General features: G+C 42.1%; 8 protein-coding genes. 1 reads left to right on the forward strand and 7 read right to left on the reverse strand.

From position 1 onward, the window contains the following. Window positions 1-4 precede the first annotated feature (4 nt). Window positions 5-1,384, forward strand: coding sequence for a glycoside hydrolase family 43 protein (locus AB3G73_RS19690; RefSeq protein WP_148364026.1), 1,380 nt, complete (start codon window positions 5-7; stop codon window positions 1,382-1,384). Window positions 1,385-1,405: 21 nt separating this feature from the next. On the opposite strand, the gene AB3G73_RS19695 is transcribed toward AB3G73_RS19690, so the two are convergent. The 7 genes from AB3G73_RS19695 to AB3G73_RS19725 all read right to left on the reverse strand — a co-directional run bounded on the left by AB3G73_RS19695 (window position 1,406) and on the right by AB3G73_RS19725 (window position 15,410). Continuing rightward, window positions 1,406-5,425, reverse strand: a complete 4,020-nt coding sequence (locus tag AB3G73_RS19695) for a two-component regulator propeller domain-containing protein (protein WP_367745468.1) — start codon at window positions 5,423-5,425, stop codon at window positions 1,406-1,408. A gap of 159 nt (window positions 5,426-5,584) precedes the next feature. Beyond that, the gene (locus tag AB3G73_RS19700) at window positions 5,585-8,020 is read right to left on the reverse strand and encodes a glycoside hydrolase N-terminal domain-containing protein (protein WP_367745469.1); all 2,436 of its coding nucleotides are present in this window, start codon (window positions 8,018-8,020) and stop codon (window positions 5,585-5,587) included. A gap of 212 nt (window positions 8,021-8,232) precedes the next feature. Further along, complete coding sequence (locus tag AB3G73_RS19705) at window positions 8,233-10,773, reverse strand: glycosyl hydrolase 115 family protein (protein WP_367745470.1); 2,541 nt, start codon at window positions 10,771-10,773, stop codon at window positions 8,233-8,235. A 261-nt stretch (window positions 10,774-11,034) separates the two neighbouring features. Beyond that, window positions 11,035-11,850: an N-acetylmuramic acid 6-phosphate etherase gene (gene murQ, locus AB3G73_RS19710; protein ID WP_148364022.1), complete on the reverse strand. Its 816-nt coding sequence runs from the start codon at window positions 11,848-11,850 to the stop codon at window positions 11,035-11,037. Window positions 11,851-11,881: 31 nt separating this feature from the next. Next, window positions 11,882-12,733 carry an ATPase gene (locus AB3G73_RS19715; RefSeq protein ID WP_195648826.1) on the reverse strand — a complete coding sequence of 284 codons (852 nt, stop codon included), beginning with the start codon at window positions 12,731-12,733 and terminating at the stop codon, window positions 11,882-11,884. 46 nt (window positions 12,734-12,779) lie between these two features. After that, on the reverse strand, window positions 12,780-14,063 hold the full coding sequence (locus AB3G73_RS19720) for an MFS transporter (RefSeq protein WP_148364020.1): 1,284 nt from the start codon (window positions 14,061-14,063) through the stop codon (window positions 12,780-12,782). A gap of 15 nt (window positions 14,064-14,078) precedes the next feature. Next, entirely contained in the window at window positions 14,079-15,410 is a 1,332-nt protein-coding gene (locus AB3G73_RS19725; protein WP_367745471.1) for a SpoIID/LytB domain-containing protein, read from the reverse strand. Between the last annotated feature and the right edge of the window lie 5 nt (window positions 15,411-15,415).

Below are 15,415 nucleotides of genomic sequence, written 5' to 3' on the forward strand. Positions count from 1 at the left end.
GAATATGAAATTTAAACAAGTTGCAGCAGTATTGCTGTTTTTAGGGATATTGCCACATCATTTATCTGCGCAAAATCCGATTGTACAAACATGCTATACTTCAGATCCTGCCCCTATGGTGCATGATGGCACATTGTATGTCTATACGGGACATGATGAAGATAAGGCGGATTTTTTCTGGATGCAGGAATGGCGCGTGTATTCTACCAAAGATATGGTGAACTGGACTGACCATGGTTCTCCTCTTGCTATTGAATCATTTGCTTGGGCGGACGATCGTGCCTGGGCAGCACAGTGCATCGAACGTAATGGTAAATTTTATTGGTATGTCTGTTTGCACTCTAAACTGACCAATACCATGGCGATCGGTGTGGCAGTCGGTGATACGCCTGTCGGTCCTTTTAAGGATGCCATCGGTAAACCCCTTCATGACGGGAGCTGGGATTATATAGATCCTACCGTATATATAGATGATGACGGTCGTGCTTATCTGTATTGGGGAAATCCGAATATCTATTATGCAGAATTGAATGAAGATATGATTTCTTTGAAAGGTGAAGTGGGTAAACTGGAACAGACTGTTGAGAGCTTTGGTGCACCCAATCCGGAAAAACGTGTCAAAGGTGTTAAGTATAAAGATACTTATACAGAAGGCCCATGGCTTCATAAACGGGAAGGAAAATACTATCTTCTTTATGCTGCCGGAGGTGTACCCGAACATATTGCCTATTCTATGAGTGACGGACCTCTTGGGCCGTGGAAGTATATGGGAGAAATCATGCCTTTACAAGATACAGGCTCGTTTACTAACCATTGTGGGGTGATAGACTATAAAGGCAATTCTTATTTTTTCTATCATACGGGTAAGCTGCCGGGGGGTGGAGGCTTCGGGCGAAGTGCAGCGGTGGAGCAGTTCAAATATAACGCTGACGGTACTTTCCCGATTATTAATGCTACCCGGGGAGGGGCATCACCGATAGGTACGCTCAATCCTTACGAAAGGGTGGAAGCTGAAACTATAGCGTTTTCTGAAGGAGTGAAGTCCGAGCCAAATGTGAAAACCGGTATATATATATCTGAAATTCATAATGGAGACTATCTAAAGGTACGTGAAGTGGATTTCGGCAATAAATCTCCCAAACGGTTTACAGCTACCGTTGCCAGTGCCCTTCGTGGCGGGACACTTGAAGTACGTACAGACAGTATAAGCGGACCATTAATTGCGGAACTGACTATTCCTTCAACGGGAGGTTGGGAATGCTGGAAAACATTGCAGGCTGATATTGTAAAACCGGTCACAGGAATACAAGATATTTATTTTGTATTCAAAGGACGTAAAGGCTGTAAACTGTTTAACTTTGATTGGTACAAGTTTAACAGATAAACATGCTAGAGAGCAGTTGGGTTACTCTTCTTTTTTACTCAACTGCTCTTTCATATACATTGAAGGCGGCATTCCATACAATTCTTTGAATGTTGTCGAGAAATTATTAGGATCAGTGAATCCTGTTAACATGGCTATCTCGGATATGGTATGCTGTTTTTCGGACAATAGACGAGCGGCTTCTTTTAAACGTATATTACGTATAAAGTCACGGGTTGTCTGGTTGGTGAGCTCCTTGAGTTTCCTGTGAAGATGTACGCGGCTGATACCTACTTCGGTGGTGATTGTCTCTATTGTCAAGTTAGGGTTACTGATGTTTTCATTGATCACTTTCATAATACGTTCCATCAATTTCTCATCGGGTGATTTCACTTCCAGTTTCTGAACCTTGTTCTCCTGGTTTTGCTGGCCTGTAAATACTTTGCGTAACTGCTGCCGTGTATTAATCAGATTTTCTACCGTCTTTTGCAGAATTTCGATATTGAATGGCTTCATGATATAGGCGTCGGCTCCTGTATTCAGACCTTCAAGGTTGTCTTCTTCCCTCGTTTTCGCAGTAAGCAAAATGACTGGGATATGGTTGAGGTTTACATTCTGCTTGATCTTCCGGCATAAGGTAAGTCCGTCCATTTCGGGCATCATGATGTCACTAATGACTAAATCCGGAGCCTTTTTAAATATTTGCTCTAATGCTTCTTTACCATTACGGCTTTCCATGATATGAAATTTGTCCCCAAACTCCTTCGCTATATAATTTCGGATTTCTTCTTCGTCTTCTACAATTAATACGCGATATTTAGTTTTTACCCTGACTTTCTTTTCTTCCTCATTTTCTATAATGGAAGAGATGACAGGAACAGTTGGTACGGTAACTGTTACCTTTTGCTTATTGTTGTCAACTTCTTCAGGTCGTAGATGCTTGTTACCCAACGGTAATCGGATAATAAAACGGCAACCCGGTTGTTCTTTATTATTTTCTACATAGATAATTCCATGATGTAATTCCACTAATGAACGAGTCAGATGTAATCCTATTCCTGTTCCGCCTTTTGGATTCTGTTGGCTGTTACGGATCTGGTAGAAACGTTCGAAGATATGTTCTTTTTCCTGTTCATCGATGCCTGTTCCGGTATCCGAGATAATTATTTCGGCATATTGTTTCAAGGGAGCGGGCAGCGTATTATCTTCTCCCGTACGGATGGTAATATCTATGTTTCCTTTTTCAGGAGTAAACTTGAAGGCATTAGACAGAATATTCAGGATAATCTTATCAAAATTACCTGTGTCTACCCATACATTTAGTTCCCGGAGCGTACTGTGAAGTTGTAGCCGGATATTTTTTGTATTTGCCTGTTGACTGAAAGTTGTACATAAATCCTCAATAAAAGGAATAATGTTGGTTTCCCGGAACATCAGGAACATTTGTCCTTTATCAATTTTCCGAATATCCATTAGTTGATTGACAAGATTCAGAATACGTTCCGCATTTCTGTAGATAATATGATATATTTTCAGGCGTTCATTGTTGTCCTCATTCTTAATCAGTTTCTGTAGAGGGCTGATGATTAGAGACATCGGAGTGCGTATCTCATGAGAGATGTTGATAAAGAACTGCAATTTTGCTTCATTGATTTGTTCGGCATGGATATGTTGCAGCATTTCCTGATGCATTCTGTACCGATGTCTGATCTGAAGAATAATGATAAATATAATGGTCAGTAATAATAAGGAGTAGATAACTTTGGCCCACCATGAAGCATACCATGCAGGAGATATAAAGATGGTAATATCTTTTATATTTGAATACACAGTGTTGTCTTTTGCTCTGATTTTAAAGTTATAGGTACCGGGTTTCAGATTGCTGAATGAGATACGGTTTACACCTTTGGGCAAACTAATCCATTTTTCATCGTTGATAGAATAAAGGTAGTTGATATGTTCGGGGGCATTTAATTCCAGAGTGGCAAACTCGATACTGAACACATTGTCTTTATGGGATAGATAAAACTCTTTTGCGTTGAATACAGGGCAGTTGATAATATTATGAATACCGGATTTCATTCCTTTTCTAACCGGATTGTTATGCAGGAAAAAGTCGGTGATCCGGATATTCCATGTTTTTGCCGGATTGATAATGTCTTGTGGATTGAAATAGGTGATGCCATTCATTCCGCCAAACCAGATAATACCTTGTTTATCTTTGAAGGAGGCATTCTTGTAGAACTCATTTCCCTGTAATCCGTCGCTGACATAATAATTGATAAATTTGTTGTTTTTCTTTTGGAATTGGGAAATTCCGGCATTGGTGCTTATCCAAAGAAAATCATTTCCATCTCCTTGTATGGCATATATTGTATTACTGGGCAATCCGTCTGCAGTAGTATAACTGGTTAGTTCTTTCGTTTTTTTATTCCAACCGGATAATCCTTCGGAACTGCCTAACCAGACAACTCCGTCGGCATCTTCAAAGATTGAATAAATAACATTTTGTGAGAGTATCTTATGACTTTGAAAATCAGGGCTGTCAAGGTCTATACAGTTGACACCGTCATAAGTTCCGACATACAGTTTATTGTCATCGGAATAGTGCAGGCAACCTATCCATTCGTTGATTAAAGATGTTTGAGATTGTACGGATGTAAATTCTTTCGTTTTCAGGTCATAGTAGAACAAACCGAATCCCATTGTCGCAATCCAAAGACGCTTGTTTTTATCTTCTGCGAAGTCATATACACGTTGTATATAGTTGTTGTTCTTATCTACCAGTTGGTACTGGTAATCGCATAATCCTGTCTGTTTGTTCAGCTTTCCCATACCGTTGATAAATGAACCAATCCACATATTGTGTTCGGAGTCTTCATACAATTTAATAACAGTTGAGGGGACTGAATGAGGATGGGTGGTGTGTGAGAAATGTTTTGCCGGCTCTAATTTTTCTGTAAGGGCATAAATACCGTCATTATCCGTTCCTACCCATAGAGTCCCGTTATTATCTTTGCAGAACGAAGTAATGCAACAGGAGCCTATGCAATTTTTATCTGTTGATTTATGTCCGATATACTTAAAGCTGTTGGTGCGGGCTGGAATTAATATAACTCCTTTCTGATAAACAGCTAACCATAAGTTACCCGAATTGTCCTTTAGGATGGAGTGTATTTTCGAGTTCCCCGAATCAAAATAATTATTGTCAAACTTGTATTCGGAGATTTCGTGTGTTCGGATATTATAAATGGCTACTCCCTTGCCGTCAGTGCCGATATACAATTCATTTGGTATACCAGAATAAAGAAAGCAAACAGGAAGTTCTCCTTTCTCTTTCAAATCGACAGGGACAAAGGTTTTACATTCTTTGTCGTAAATGAATAGCCCTTTTCGTATACTTCCTACATAAATGTTGCCTCGCTGATCCTCACATATACTTTTGACGTATCCGTTGTCTTTAGACAAGTGTAACGTAAGCTGATTGTCGGGAGTGAGTTGATATACTCCTTCTTCCCCTTTTGCCATCCATACATTTTGTTTTTTATCTTCAAACAGGCTCCCGGGTGAAGTGACTGCAATATCGACTTTCCGGACAGTCAACAGATGGTCTTTGATGTTTAGTTTGCACAACACATTTCCAGATACCCATATCTCTCCGTTTTTTCGCTCGATGAAAGAATTAATGTTGCTTTCAAGCGTTTCTCCGGTATCTTCCAATTTGGCAAGTGGAGTAAAATTGTCCGTGGCCGGATCATACATTTGAATTCCTATATATGTGCCGATAAGCAAATGACCTTTGCTGTCTTCAAAAACAGTACGAACAAAATTGTGTGCTAACGAATGTTCATTATTAGGCTCATGTTTGTATATGGTAAATTTAGCACCGTCATAACGGTTCAGACCATCTTCTGTTGCAATCCAAATGAAACCGTTTCGGTCTTGATATATTTGATTAATCAGACTACTGGATAGCTCTTTGTCAGTAGTGAATAACTTAGGAGATTGTCCGTTGCATAACAAAGAAAACAATGATAATAGAAAAATCAATACATTTCTCATAGTTTATAGATCGTTGTTGGTAGTACAAAGAAAACTAAAAACCTAAATATAACCTAATAAAAGATGAATATTTTCAATAGGCTCCGGGAGTGCAATCGGATGTTGTAACATCGTTCGTGAAAAATGTAACATGAGAAAAGATTAATCTTTCCTTATGTATTATTGTTTTCCTTTTATTGTATTTACAATATAGCTTTTACCGGCCTTTGTTTCGATGTCATATTCGTAAACCTTCTGCAGTTTGGGAGACTGCGCACTTACCCCTTTGGCTACAAGAGGTTGCTTGATAGGAGTGGTGGCGAATAATCTATTTGAGCACTCTTTCCCGTTTACTTGTTTTAAGCCTTTCCCTTTCAGGGGAACATAAGACCGGATGCGGAGCGTACCGCCTATATTCGACTGGATGATCGCTTTATTTAACACATTGTTTTTCCAGTCCATATCAACAGTAAAGTTTCCACGTGCCACCAGCCCCTTCACACTCCCTTCTTCCCATGCATCAGGCAATGCCGGCAATAAATGTACGGCACCGTCATGACTTTGGAGCAACATTTCCGCTACTCCGGCTGTATAACCGAAATTACCGTCAATCTGGAAAGGCGGATGAGCATCCAGCATATTGGGATAGGTACGTCCGCTCGGATATTCTTTAGCCAAGTTATCGTTGGGCAATAGTTGAATCATATTTTTGATGATTTGGAAGGCATGGTTTCCATCCAGCATACGTGCCCAGAAATTGACTTTCCAGCCGATACTCCAACCGGTAGCCTTATCACCGCGTTGCACCAATGTGTTTTTTGCTGCCTGAAATAACTCGGGATTCGAGTATGGAGAAATTTGGTTACTCGGATATAGCCCGTACAAATGTGAAATATGACGGTGCTCGTCCTTGGGATTGTCAACATCTTCCAGCCATTCTTGTAGTTGGTTATGTTTCCCTATTTGCATAGGTGGCAATTTCTCTAGCGTTTGTTTTAGGGAGTCTTGGAAAGAAGGGGCTTCACCAGCGATGTATGAAGCCAGTAAGGTATTATGCAGTGCATCAAAAGCAATCTGGTTATCCATGGTGCATCCGGCAGTGACCGGACCATGTTCCGGTGATACGGAGGGAACTACCACCAGCCATTTATAGGTAGGATGTTCCACCAGAAAGTCCATATAGAATTGTGCGGTTCCTTTCAGTATCGGATAATATTCTTTTAGAAATTCTTTATCTCCGGTGAAAAGATAATGTTGCCAGATATGTTGGGCCAACCAGGCGCCGCCGCTAGGCCACATGCCGGCTGCTGCAAAATCGACTACACCACAGATTCTCCATAAGTCGGTGTTATGATGTGCCACCCATCCGCGTGAGTTATACATGCTTCGGGCGGTTTTGGCTCCTGTGACGGATAAATCTCTCAACATTGAGAATAGCGGGCTATGTGTTTCACTTAAATTAGTGACTTCTGCCGGCCAATAGTTCATTTCTGTATTGATATTGATGGTGTATTTGCTATCCCAGGGTGCATGAGTACTGTTATTCCATATACCTTGCAGATTAGTCGGTTGCCCACCCGGTTGCGAAGAAGAAATCAGCAGATAACGCCCATAATGGAAAAGTAGAGCTGCCATTGCCATGTCTTCCCCATTTCCGAAGTTTTCAATTCGTTTGGGAGTCTCCAGTTGGGAAGCTTTGCCTGCCGGTAATGTAAGGCGTACACGGTCAAATTGTTTTTTATAATAAGCGATATGGTTTTTGAGAGCTTTTTCGTAAGGTATTTGCATTGCTCTTTTCAGATATTCGCTGGTCCGGTGGGATTCATCGGCGCTGACATCCTGGTAGTTTACGTAGTTGGTTGCTGCCGATATATAAAGGGTGGCTTCTGTTCCTTCATTTATTTGGAGAGTATTTCCTGCCGGGCGGAGAGTGCCATTCGTTTTTACTTGGATTTGACATTCTGCCCGTAGTGCGGCTTTCAAACCTTCCTGCTCTTTCCCTTGACAGGTGACGGTCAGCTTATCATTCTGAACATTCACCTTATGTACTAAAGGACAGTTATATGCAATAGTAAAGTTCAGTGCGTTTGCTTTACTTGCTTTGATATGCATAATAATGACATTATCAGTAAATGAAGTAAAAGTGGTGCGGGTATAAGTGACGTCATCCACTTGATAACGGGTAGTTGCCGTTGCATTCTCCAGGTTCAGATCGCGGTAGAAGCCGGATGCATTTTGGTGTTCCGGAAATTCTAGGTAAAGACTACCTAATGTCAGATAGCTCATTCCGTGTTGCCGGGTTAAGAAGTTGGCGTCAATGAGCCTTTGCGCTTCCTTGTTTCTCCCTTCAAAAATCAGTTTGCGTACAACCGGTAGCACATGTACGGCATTCGGGTTATTGTTATTGTATGGAGAACCTGCCCAAAATGTTTCTTCGTTAAGTTGTAATTCTTCGCGTTCGATTCCGCCATATACCATGGCTCCAAGACGGGAGTTACCAATAGGAAGAGCTTCCGACCAATTTTGTGCAGGTTGACTATACCACAGCTTCAGGTCCTGTCTTGAAACAAGGTTGCTTATTAATAGGAATAATACAAAAAAAGTGTTTCTGTTCATAATTATATGGATTTGTAGCAAATAATAGATATAGTGTATGTTCCACAGGATAAAACCATGCATCTTCTGTTGACTGTCATTATATTCTCTAGTTGTTCCATATATTGTGGGAAGAGATTCTCTCATTTTATGGGAATTTGTTCTCACAAAATGAGGGAATCTTTTCCCTACTAATAGGGAATCCTTTCTCACAATACATGGATATTTTATATTTATTGCAGGTTTGTTCTCTTATTCTTTGATTCGTTCATAAACAGATAGGATTTCTTGTAACCTCCGTAATCTACAACCAACTTCTCAAGTACAATGCCCGGATCAAGAGGTTTGAAAGTGATTGTTTGCATACCGTCTGATGTATTCGGTACATTCAGTTTTGCTTTTTTCTCAACGATGCGTCGTGCAACTGTCGGATAGTATATGCTGTATACATTTTCAGGAAGCTCATTTAAGTTATGATTGAAATTGATCGTCTGATCCTTTCCTCCTTCAAATCCGATACTATACTCATGTCCTTTGCGATCGTGGAAAGCAAGAGTTGATTTTACTATCACATGGACAGTCACCTTGTCAATTCCTTTAGGCAACTTTATCTTGTAGGAGATAGAAGCTCCGCTGGTCGGTTGTGTGTAAGGCATCAGAGCCATGCCACTAAGGGTACGTCCCATATAGGGAATCACTGTCCATTCCGTCCTTGGTGCTGCTTTAGCGCTGTAATAATGCTCGGCTTCCATAGCTACATATCCGTCTTGCCCAGTGAAGACGTATCCGCCGGCAGCCTTTTCCGGATGTTTGATTCGGTAGATTTTAGGCAGTGTATCAGCAGGGAAGTTATCATTCCATGATGTATAACCGATATGTTTCTGAATCATCATATTCTTCCATTTGCCGCCGGACATAACGTTGTTATAATCGTCACTCAACGCTTTATCCCGTGCAAAAGCCTGTTCCACTTTATCTTCCCATTCGTTAGCTTGCGGATTGTTTTCTTTGTACAATTTATGGTTCATGGCTTGTGCATAATACATTTCGTACAGGTTTGCCATGGCTTGAACGGGGAAGAGGATTAATTGCTTGTAGGCATCTTTATATTCCGGTTCTAGTGATATGTATTGTCTCAAAGCTTCCGCTTCCAGTTTCAGATATTCATCAGATACTTGTTTCCATTCGCCGGTCTCCAGGTTATAAGTATTCCGGTCGAGCATTTCTCCCGTCACTCGGCCGTTGTATTTGCTGTACAGGTTTAAGATTCGCATAGCTTCATCCGCCTGATCTTCGCCAAACTGCTGCGCGCAGAAACGACGGGGATGATCCAGCAAGTTAGAGACGTTGAATTGTTTGGGATTCCATGCTATATCCATGAAGAGCGTGATCGGATATTCCATTGGTTTCAAATCGCCTACATTCAGTATCCACAGCTTTTCTACTCCATAATCGTATGTGAGTTGAAGTTGCTCCCACATATTTTGTATAGGGGTTACGTTCAGCCATTTGGAGTTTCTCGGAGCACCTACGTAGTCTACATGGTAATACATACCCCAACCGCCCGGATGCTTACGTTCCTTGGCATTTGGCAGGCGGCATACATTGCCCCAATTGTCATCACACAATAGCATGATTACATCATCGGGCACACGCATACCTTTATCGTAATAATCCAATACTTCTTTATACAACGCCCATACTTGCGGAGTTTCTTTGGCCGGACGTTTGGTGACTTCTTCAATAATCTTGCGCTGATTCTTGACTACATTCTCCAGAAGTTTCACATTGGTACTTTTACTCATGGCTGCGTCACCGTCTCCGCGCATACCGATGGTTACGATATCTTCTGTGCCCTGCATCCGTTCGATGCCTTCACGGAAAAACTGATCGATCACTTTTTTGTTAGTTGTATAATCCCATGCACCATATTCTTTGCGCTTGCGTGACCATTCTTGATGGTTGCGTGCCATCGGTTCGTGGTGGGACGTGCCGATAATGACTCCCATTTCACTTGCTGTCTTGCTGTTCTGCAGATCGTCAGCATAGAAAGCCCAGTTCCACATGGCCGGCCAAAGGAAATTACCTTTTAGGCGTAGTATCAGTTCACACACCCGTGCATAAAAACGATGGTCGCCATAGTTGGTGCTGTAAGTGTGTTTTACCCATTGGGTAAGACACGGTGCTTCATCATTCAGAAAGATACCGCGATAGGTTACGGCCGGCTCTCCGTCCGAGTATTGTCCGGGTTTAATATATACGTTGGGTTGTTTCATGACGGGAACATCTGCCCACCAATACCAGGGAGATACTCCCATCTGTTCGGAAAGTTCGTAGATACCATAAATAGTACCACGTCTGTCGCTGCCGATGATAACTACCGCTTCATCTATTCCCTCACAAGGATTGGCGATGATTTGCAGGATATATTTTTCATTTTTCCCATCCAATTCCTTTTTGTCTATTTTTCCTGCCGACATCAGCTTCTTTATAAAAGGAGTGCCATAAGTACCTGCAATGATACATTGTTTTGAACTTGCGCTTGTTAAGAGTTCGGGCTTTTCTCCGCATACCTGCAGTATGTCTTGTTGAAGATTGCCGGCAGCAATCATGACTCCTTTGTCTTCGGAAGAATCTATGTATATCGGACAAGGAACTCCGTTGGCAACCAACGGGAAATGATTGCCGGTTGCTGTGAATACTACGAATGGTTCAGCGGCAAATGCCGCTATACCCACAACAGAGAGATAGAAGAATAGAAATAACTTTTTCATGGTTTCAATATTTAATAATTTGTGGTTAATTATTTATTATTCCACTTGTATTGTGACACGATGCAAAGATAGTTGGTATTGATAAGAACGGGCTTTTGGTATGTTACAATTATTTATACTGTTGATACCTATCGACTTTTTGGGGAAGTTTTTTCTTTAGAAATAATATGAGGGAGTGTGAACAAACAGATTTGCTCAATAAATATTTTTGATTTTGTTTCAAAATCTTTTTATCTTGTATGTGTGGGGGCTTTAGTGTGCTTAATAGTCTTTTGAGTGTTGATAAGCGTCAATCGCTTTTTTAACCGAACCGTATAACAGCAACAATTTTTGTGCATGGTCATGCTCTAATCCCAATTCCTCCATAATCATTCTGGTTCCTCTTTCCACTAGTTTATGGTTACTAAGCTGCATATTTACCATCTTATTTCCTTTCACCCGTCCGAGTTGAATCATCACCGACGTACTAATCATGTTCAGAATCATTTTCTGTCCGGTGCCTGATTTCATTCTCGAACTTCCCGTGACATATTCCGGACCGACAATCATTTCGATGGCGACATCTGCTTCTGCCGCCATCGGAGAATCCGGATTGCTGGTGATGCAACCTGTCAGGATGCCATACTTGCGAGCTTCCCGCAAGGCACCGATTACATAAGGAGTAGTGCCCGAAGCAGCAATGCCAATCACGGTGTCTTTGGGGTTGATATGATATTCCGTAAGTTCTTCCCATCCCCGGTTCATATCGTCCTCGGCACCTTCTACCGGATTGCGCAGGGCGGTATCTCCACCGGCTATCAATCCGATAATCCAGGTAGGAGGCATTCCGAATGTCGGTGGTATCTCCGAAGCGTCCAGCACTCCCAAGCGGCCGCTGGTACCTGCGCCCATGTAAAAGATACGTCCACCCTGTTTCATGCGGGGCACAATCTGGTTGACGAGCAGTTCGATTTGTGGAATGGCTTTTTGAACGGCTAACGCTACCTTTTGGTCTTCCCGGTTAATGTCTTCTAATATTTCCCGTACGGACTTCTTTTCTAAATTGTCGTAGAGCGACGATTGTTCGGTTATCTGCATATTGGTAATGGCGATTGACTAAAAATACAAATTACAAGGATTGAGATGAAGCGGTATGATATAAAATTAATCCCTCCATCGGACTTTGCAGAATCTTTCCAATTCTGATTCCTGTCTCTTGTGCAGCTTCTTGTAATATCTCCCTGTAGCAGTGAGCCACTGATCCGATAAAGTGTATAGGATACTGCGTGTAATCATATTGCATTACGTTTCTTCGGAAGAAAGCAATAAAACTGCCAAGCACTAATTGTCTTATCCCCGGCTCTTCCAGATGTTGCGCTATAAAAGGTGACAGACTTGCCAGAAAACGATTCGGGAAGGGCTGACGGTAAACCCGGTCGATGATTTCGGGAGCTGTCAGGTCGAATTGTTTTAGAAATGCTTCTTTGATGGCAGGCGAAAGTTGATTCTTCAGAATGTCTCCCACCAGTAATTTGCCAAGGACGGCTCCACTTCCCTCGTCTCCCAGGATAAAGCCTAAAGGAGAGATGTTGTTGACAATCTCTTTTCCATCATAGAAACAGGAGTTGGAGCCTGTTCCCAGAACGCAGGCAATGCCTGCTTCGTGGCCGCATAATCCACGGGCAGCAGCCAACATATCCGAGTAGGCTTTGATATTTCCGACAACAGGTAAACTGTCGGCTATCGCCCGGCGGAGAACGGGAGCTTTTTCGGGTGTACAACCTGCACCGTAAAAGTAAACGGAATTGATGGTCCCTTCCGGCAATTGTGGCAGGAGGGAATGTGTCAGCTCTTGCTGAATTTCTTCTTCTGACTGGAAGAAAGGGTTAAGCCCTTTCGTTCCAATCCGTTTGATAGGTGTGCCGTTGAGGATGACACACCAGTCGGTCTTGGTAGAACCACTATCTGCAATAAGTATCATATCTTGATGTATCTTTTTAATGTGTTAAGTTATTCAGTAAGTAAGTTCATTGTTTCTTTCCAAAAGAATCTTCCAGCCGGTTACGAATCATTAGTGCGGCAATAATACCAGGCAGAGTACAGATACAAACCCATATAAAGAAATGAGTATATCCGATATGTTCCTGTATCCATCCTGCCGGCATGCCCGGAAGCATCATTCCAAGTGCCATGAATCCGGTTCCGATGGCATAGTGGGCAGTTTTGTGTTCACCCTCCGCAATATAAATCAGGTAAAGCATGTAAGCGGTAAAGCCGAAGCCATACCCTAGTTGTTCGATGGCTACACAACTGGCAATCAGTATTGTATTGTCCGGAGTAGTGGCTGCCATCCACACATATAATAGGTCGGGAATATTGATGGCTAATGCCATGGGCAATATCCACTTCTTGAAACCGTCACGGGAAACGAGAAAACCGCTGATAATTCCTCCCAGTAGCAAAGCTACGACACCTATGGTCCCGTAGATCATTCCGACTGTTGCCGTAGATAGGGACAGACCTCCTTTTTCAGCGGTATCCAATAGAAAGGGGGAAGCTATTTTGGCTAGCTGCGATTCTCCCAATCGGTAGGTGAGCAGGAAAAAGAACATGAGACCCAGGTGTTTCTTTTTGAAGAAAGTGACAAAAGTCAGAAGAAAGTCTTCTAATAGCTTACCTGCTGTGAGTCCGGGACGTTTGACATCGGAATCGGGATGGGGGAGGATAAAGCGATGGTACAAAGTAAGAGCCAGGAATAATCCGGCCAGGAGGTAAAAAGTGATGCTCCATGCCAGAGGGATATTGCCTTGAGAGGTTTCCAACCATCCTGCCAGCATGACGAGAATACCTTGCCCGAAAATATTGGCGAGTCGGTAGAATGTGTTTCGGATGCCTACAAAGAAAGATTGTTCCTTGTTGTTGAGTCCGAGCATATAAAAACCATCTGCTGCGATGTCATGCGTAGCCGAACTGAATGCCAATAACCAAAAGAAAGCAAGAGTGAATTGTACGTAATGTGTCGTTGGAATAAAAAAGGCGATGCCTGCAAATCCGGCGGCGATGAACCCTTGCATGGCGATAATCCAGGAACGTTTCGTTTTTACCAGATCGACGAATGGACTCCATAACGGCTTGATAGTCCAGGGAAGATAAAGCCAGGAAGTGTATAAGGCTATTTCGGTATTGGATAATCCCAGACGTTTGTACATGATGACGGCAATAGTCATTACCGCTACATAAGGCAATCCTTCTGCAAAATAGAGGGTTGGAATCCAACTCCAGGGATTTCTTTTTATAGTGGGTGTTGTCATGGCATTCGTTCGATTTTATTTATATTGTTTTTCAAGTGTACTACTGGGGTAATAGTGGGATAGTATTTCTTCATACTTATAACCTTGTTCTCCCATCACGGCGGCACCGATTTGGCAAAGTCCCACTCCGTGTCCCCAGCCGGCTCCGGTGAGGATAAATCGGGAAGGAAGTTCATCTCCGTACTCCTTGTCTACTACAAAAGCGGAACTGTAAAGATGGGAAGTCGATAGAGTGCGGCGTATCTCCAACTCTTTTCCAATGATGAGTGTCCGTAAGGTTCCTACAATCTTTAGCCGGACAAGACGTCCGGATGTCCCCCGTTCTACAGGAATTAAATCAATGATTTGTCCGAAATCAATCCCTGAACGTTGATGAATCAGCTCTGAAAGCTCTTGTTGCGAATAACAGACTTTCCAACGATAGAAGTCTGCTGTTTCCTGATCGTAATTGTTTAGTACTTGGTTTAGAATTTTCTTATTCTGCGTGTTACAGAAAGCAACAGGCGAGGTACGTATCCATTTATCAGCTTCCGTCTCTATGGTCAAATCGGGAAGTCGTTTTTCAGTCTTGCTATCCCGTTGTCTGATTAGATAAGGATGCTTTACGTTTTCCCAACAATTTTGGAACTCTTCAAAAGCTCCGCCACAACATTTAGAGAAACGGGCATCACAAATTGCTCCTTTATACATCAGTACTTCCCCCCGCGTGGCGGAGACTGCTTCGATGGCTTGTGGTGTTGAGGCTCGTGTAATTCCCTGATAACGCTGGCAATGATCGTCTGCACATACATTGAAATTCTTATGTGCTTCATGGTCATACCATTTTATAAATTGAGAATTGAGAATTGAAAATTGAGGATTGGCTGCGCTGTTTGACGGCATCGTATTTTTTAATTTATCATTCTCAATTCTCAATTTATTAAGTAACCAGCTTCGGGAGATGACGGCGTGAGCCTTTAGTAGTTCTAAAGAAGCTGTTGCGCTCATCTCTGATGAAATGACACTGGTGAGATATTCTTCAATGGAAATCACATTGATAGCGGTTAGTTGTTCTCCTTCGATGATAATTTTTAATTCCCCTTTGAATTTTTGGACTTCTTTGCGTTCCCAATGGAAGTTGATTCCGATAGTCACATCTTTCAGTTCAAAGAAAGCATGTGCATTTTGTTGGGAAGTGAAAGATAATTCATTATATTCTTTCCCTTGCCAATGAATCTTTCCATTCTGATAAATAACTTTCTGTGTTCCGGAAATTTCCGTTCCGACAGAAGAATTAAATTTCACCGGGAAAGAGAATTCAATCTCTTTCCCGGAAAGGATACCAACACTTATTAGAGGGATTTGCATACTAT

Origin of the sequence: Bacteroides sp. L008 (assembly GCF_040812255.1) — a bacterium.
In the GTDB taxonomy this organism is placed as follows: Bacteria; Bacteroidota; Bacteroidia; order Bacteroidales; family Bacteroidaceae; genus Bacteroides; species Bacteroides vicugnae.

Excerpts from the sequence above, each read along its gene's own strand:
- AB3G73_RS19715 (WP_195648826.1), bottom strand. The coding sequence starts at position 12,733 with ATGATACTTATTGCAGATAGTGGTTCTACCAAGACCGACTGGTGTGTC.
- AB3G73_RS19690 (WP_148364026.1), top strand. The coding sequence starts at position 5 with ATGAAATTTAAACAAGTTGCAGCAGTATTGCTGTTTTTAGGGATATTG.
- AB3G73_RS19700 (WP_367745469.1), bottom strand. The coding sequence starts at position 8,020 with ATGAACAGAAACACTTTTTTTGTATTATTCCTATTAATAAGCAACCTT.
- AB3G73_RS19695 (WP_367745468.1), bottom strand. The coding sequence starts at position 5,425 with ATGAGAAATGTATTGATTTTTCTATTATCATTGTTTTCTTTGTTATGC.
- AB3G73_RS19720 (WP_148364020.1), bottom strand. The coding sequence starts at position 14,063 with ATGACAACACCCACTATAAAAAGAAATCCCTGGAGTTGGATTCCAACC.
- murQ (WP_148364022.1), bottom strand. The coding sequence starts at position 11,850 with ATGCAGATAACCGAACAATCGTCGCTCTACGACAATTTAGAAAAGAAG.
- AB3G73_RS19725 (WP_367745471.1), bottom strand. The coding sequence starts at position 15,410 with ATGCAAATCCCTCTAATAAGTGTTGGTATCCTTTCCGGGAAAGAGATT.
- AB3G73_RS19705 (WP_367745470.1), bottom strand. The coding sequence starts at position 10,773 with ATGAAAAAGTTATTTCTATTCTTCTATCTCTCTGTTGTGGGTATAGCG.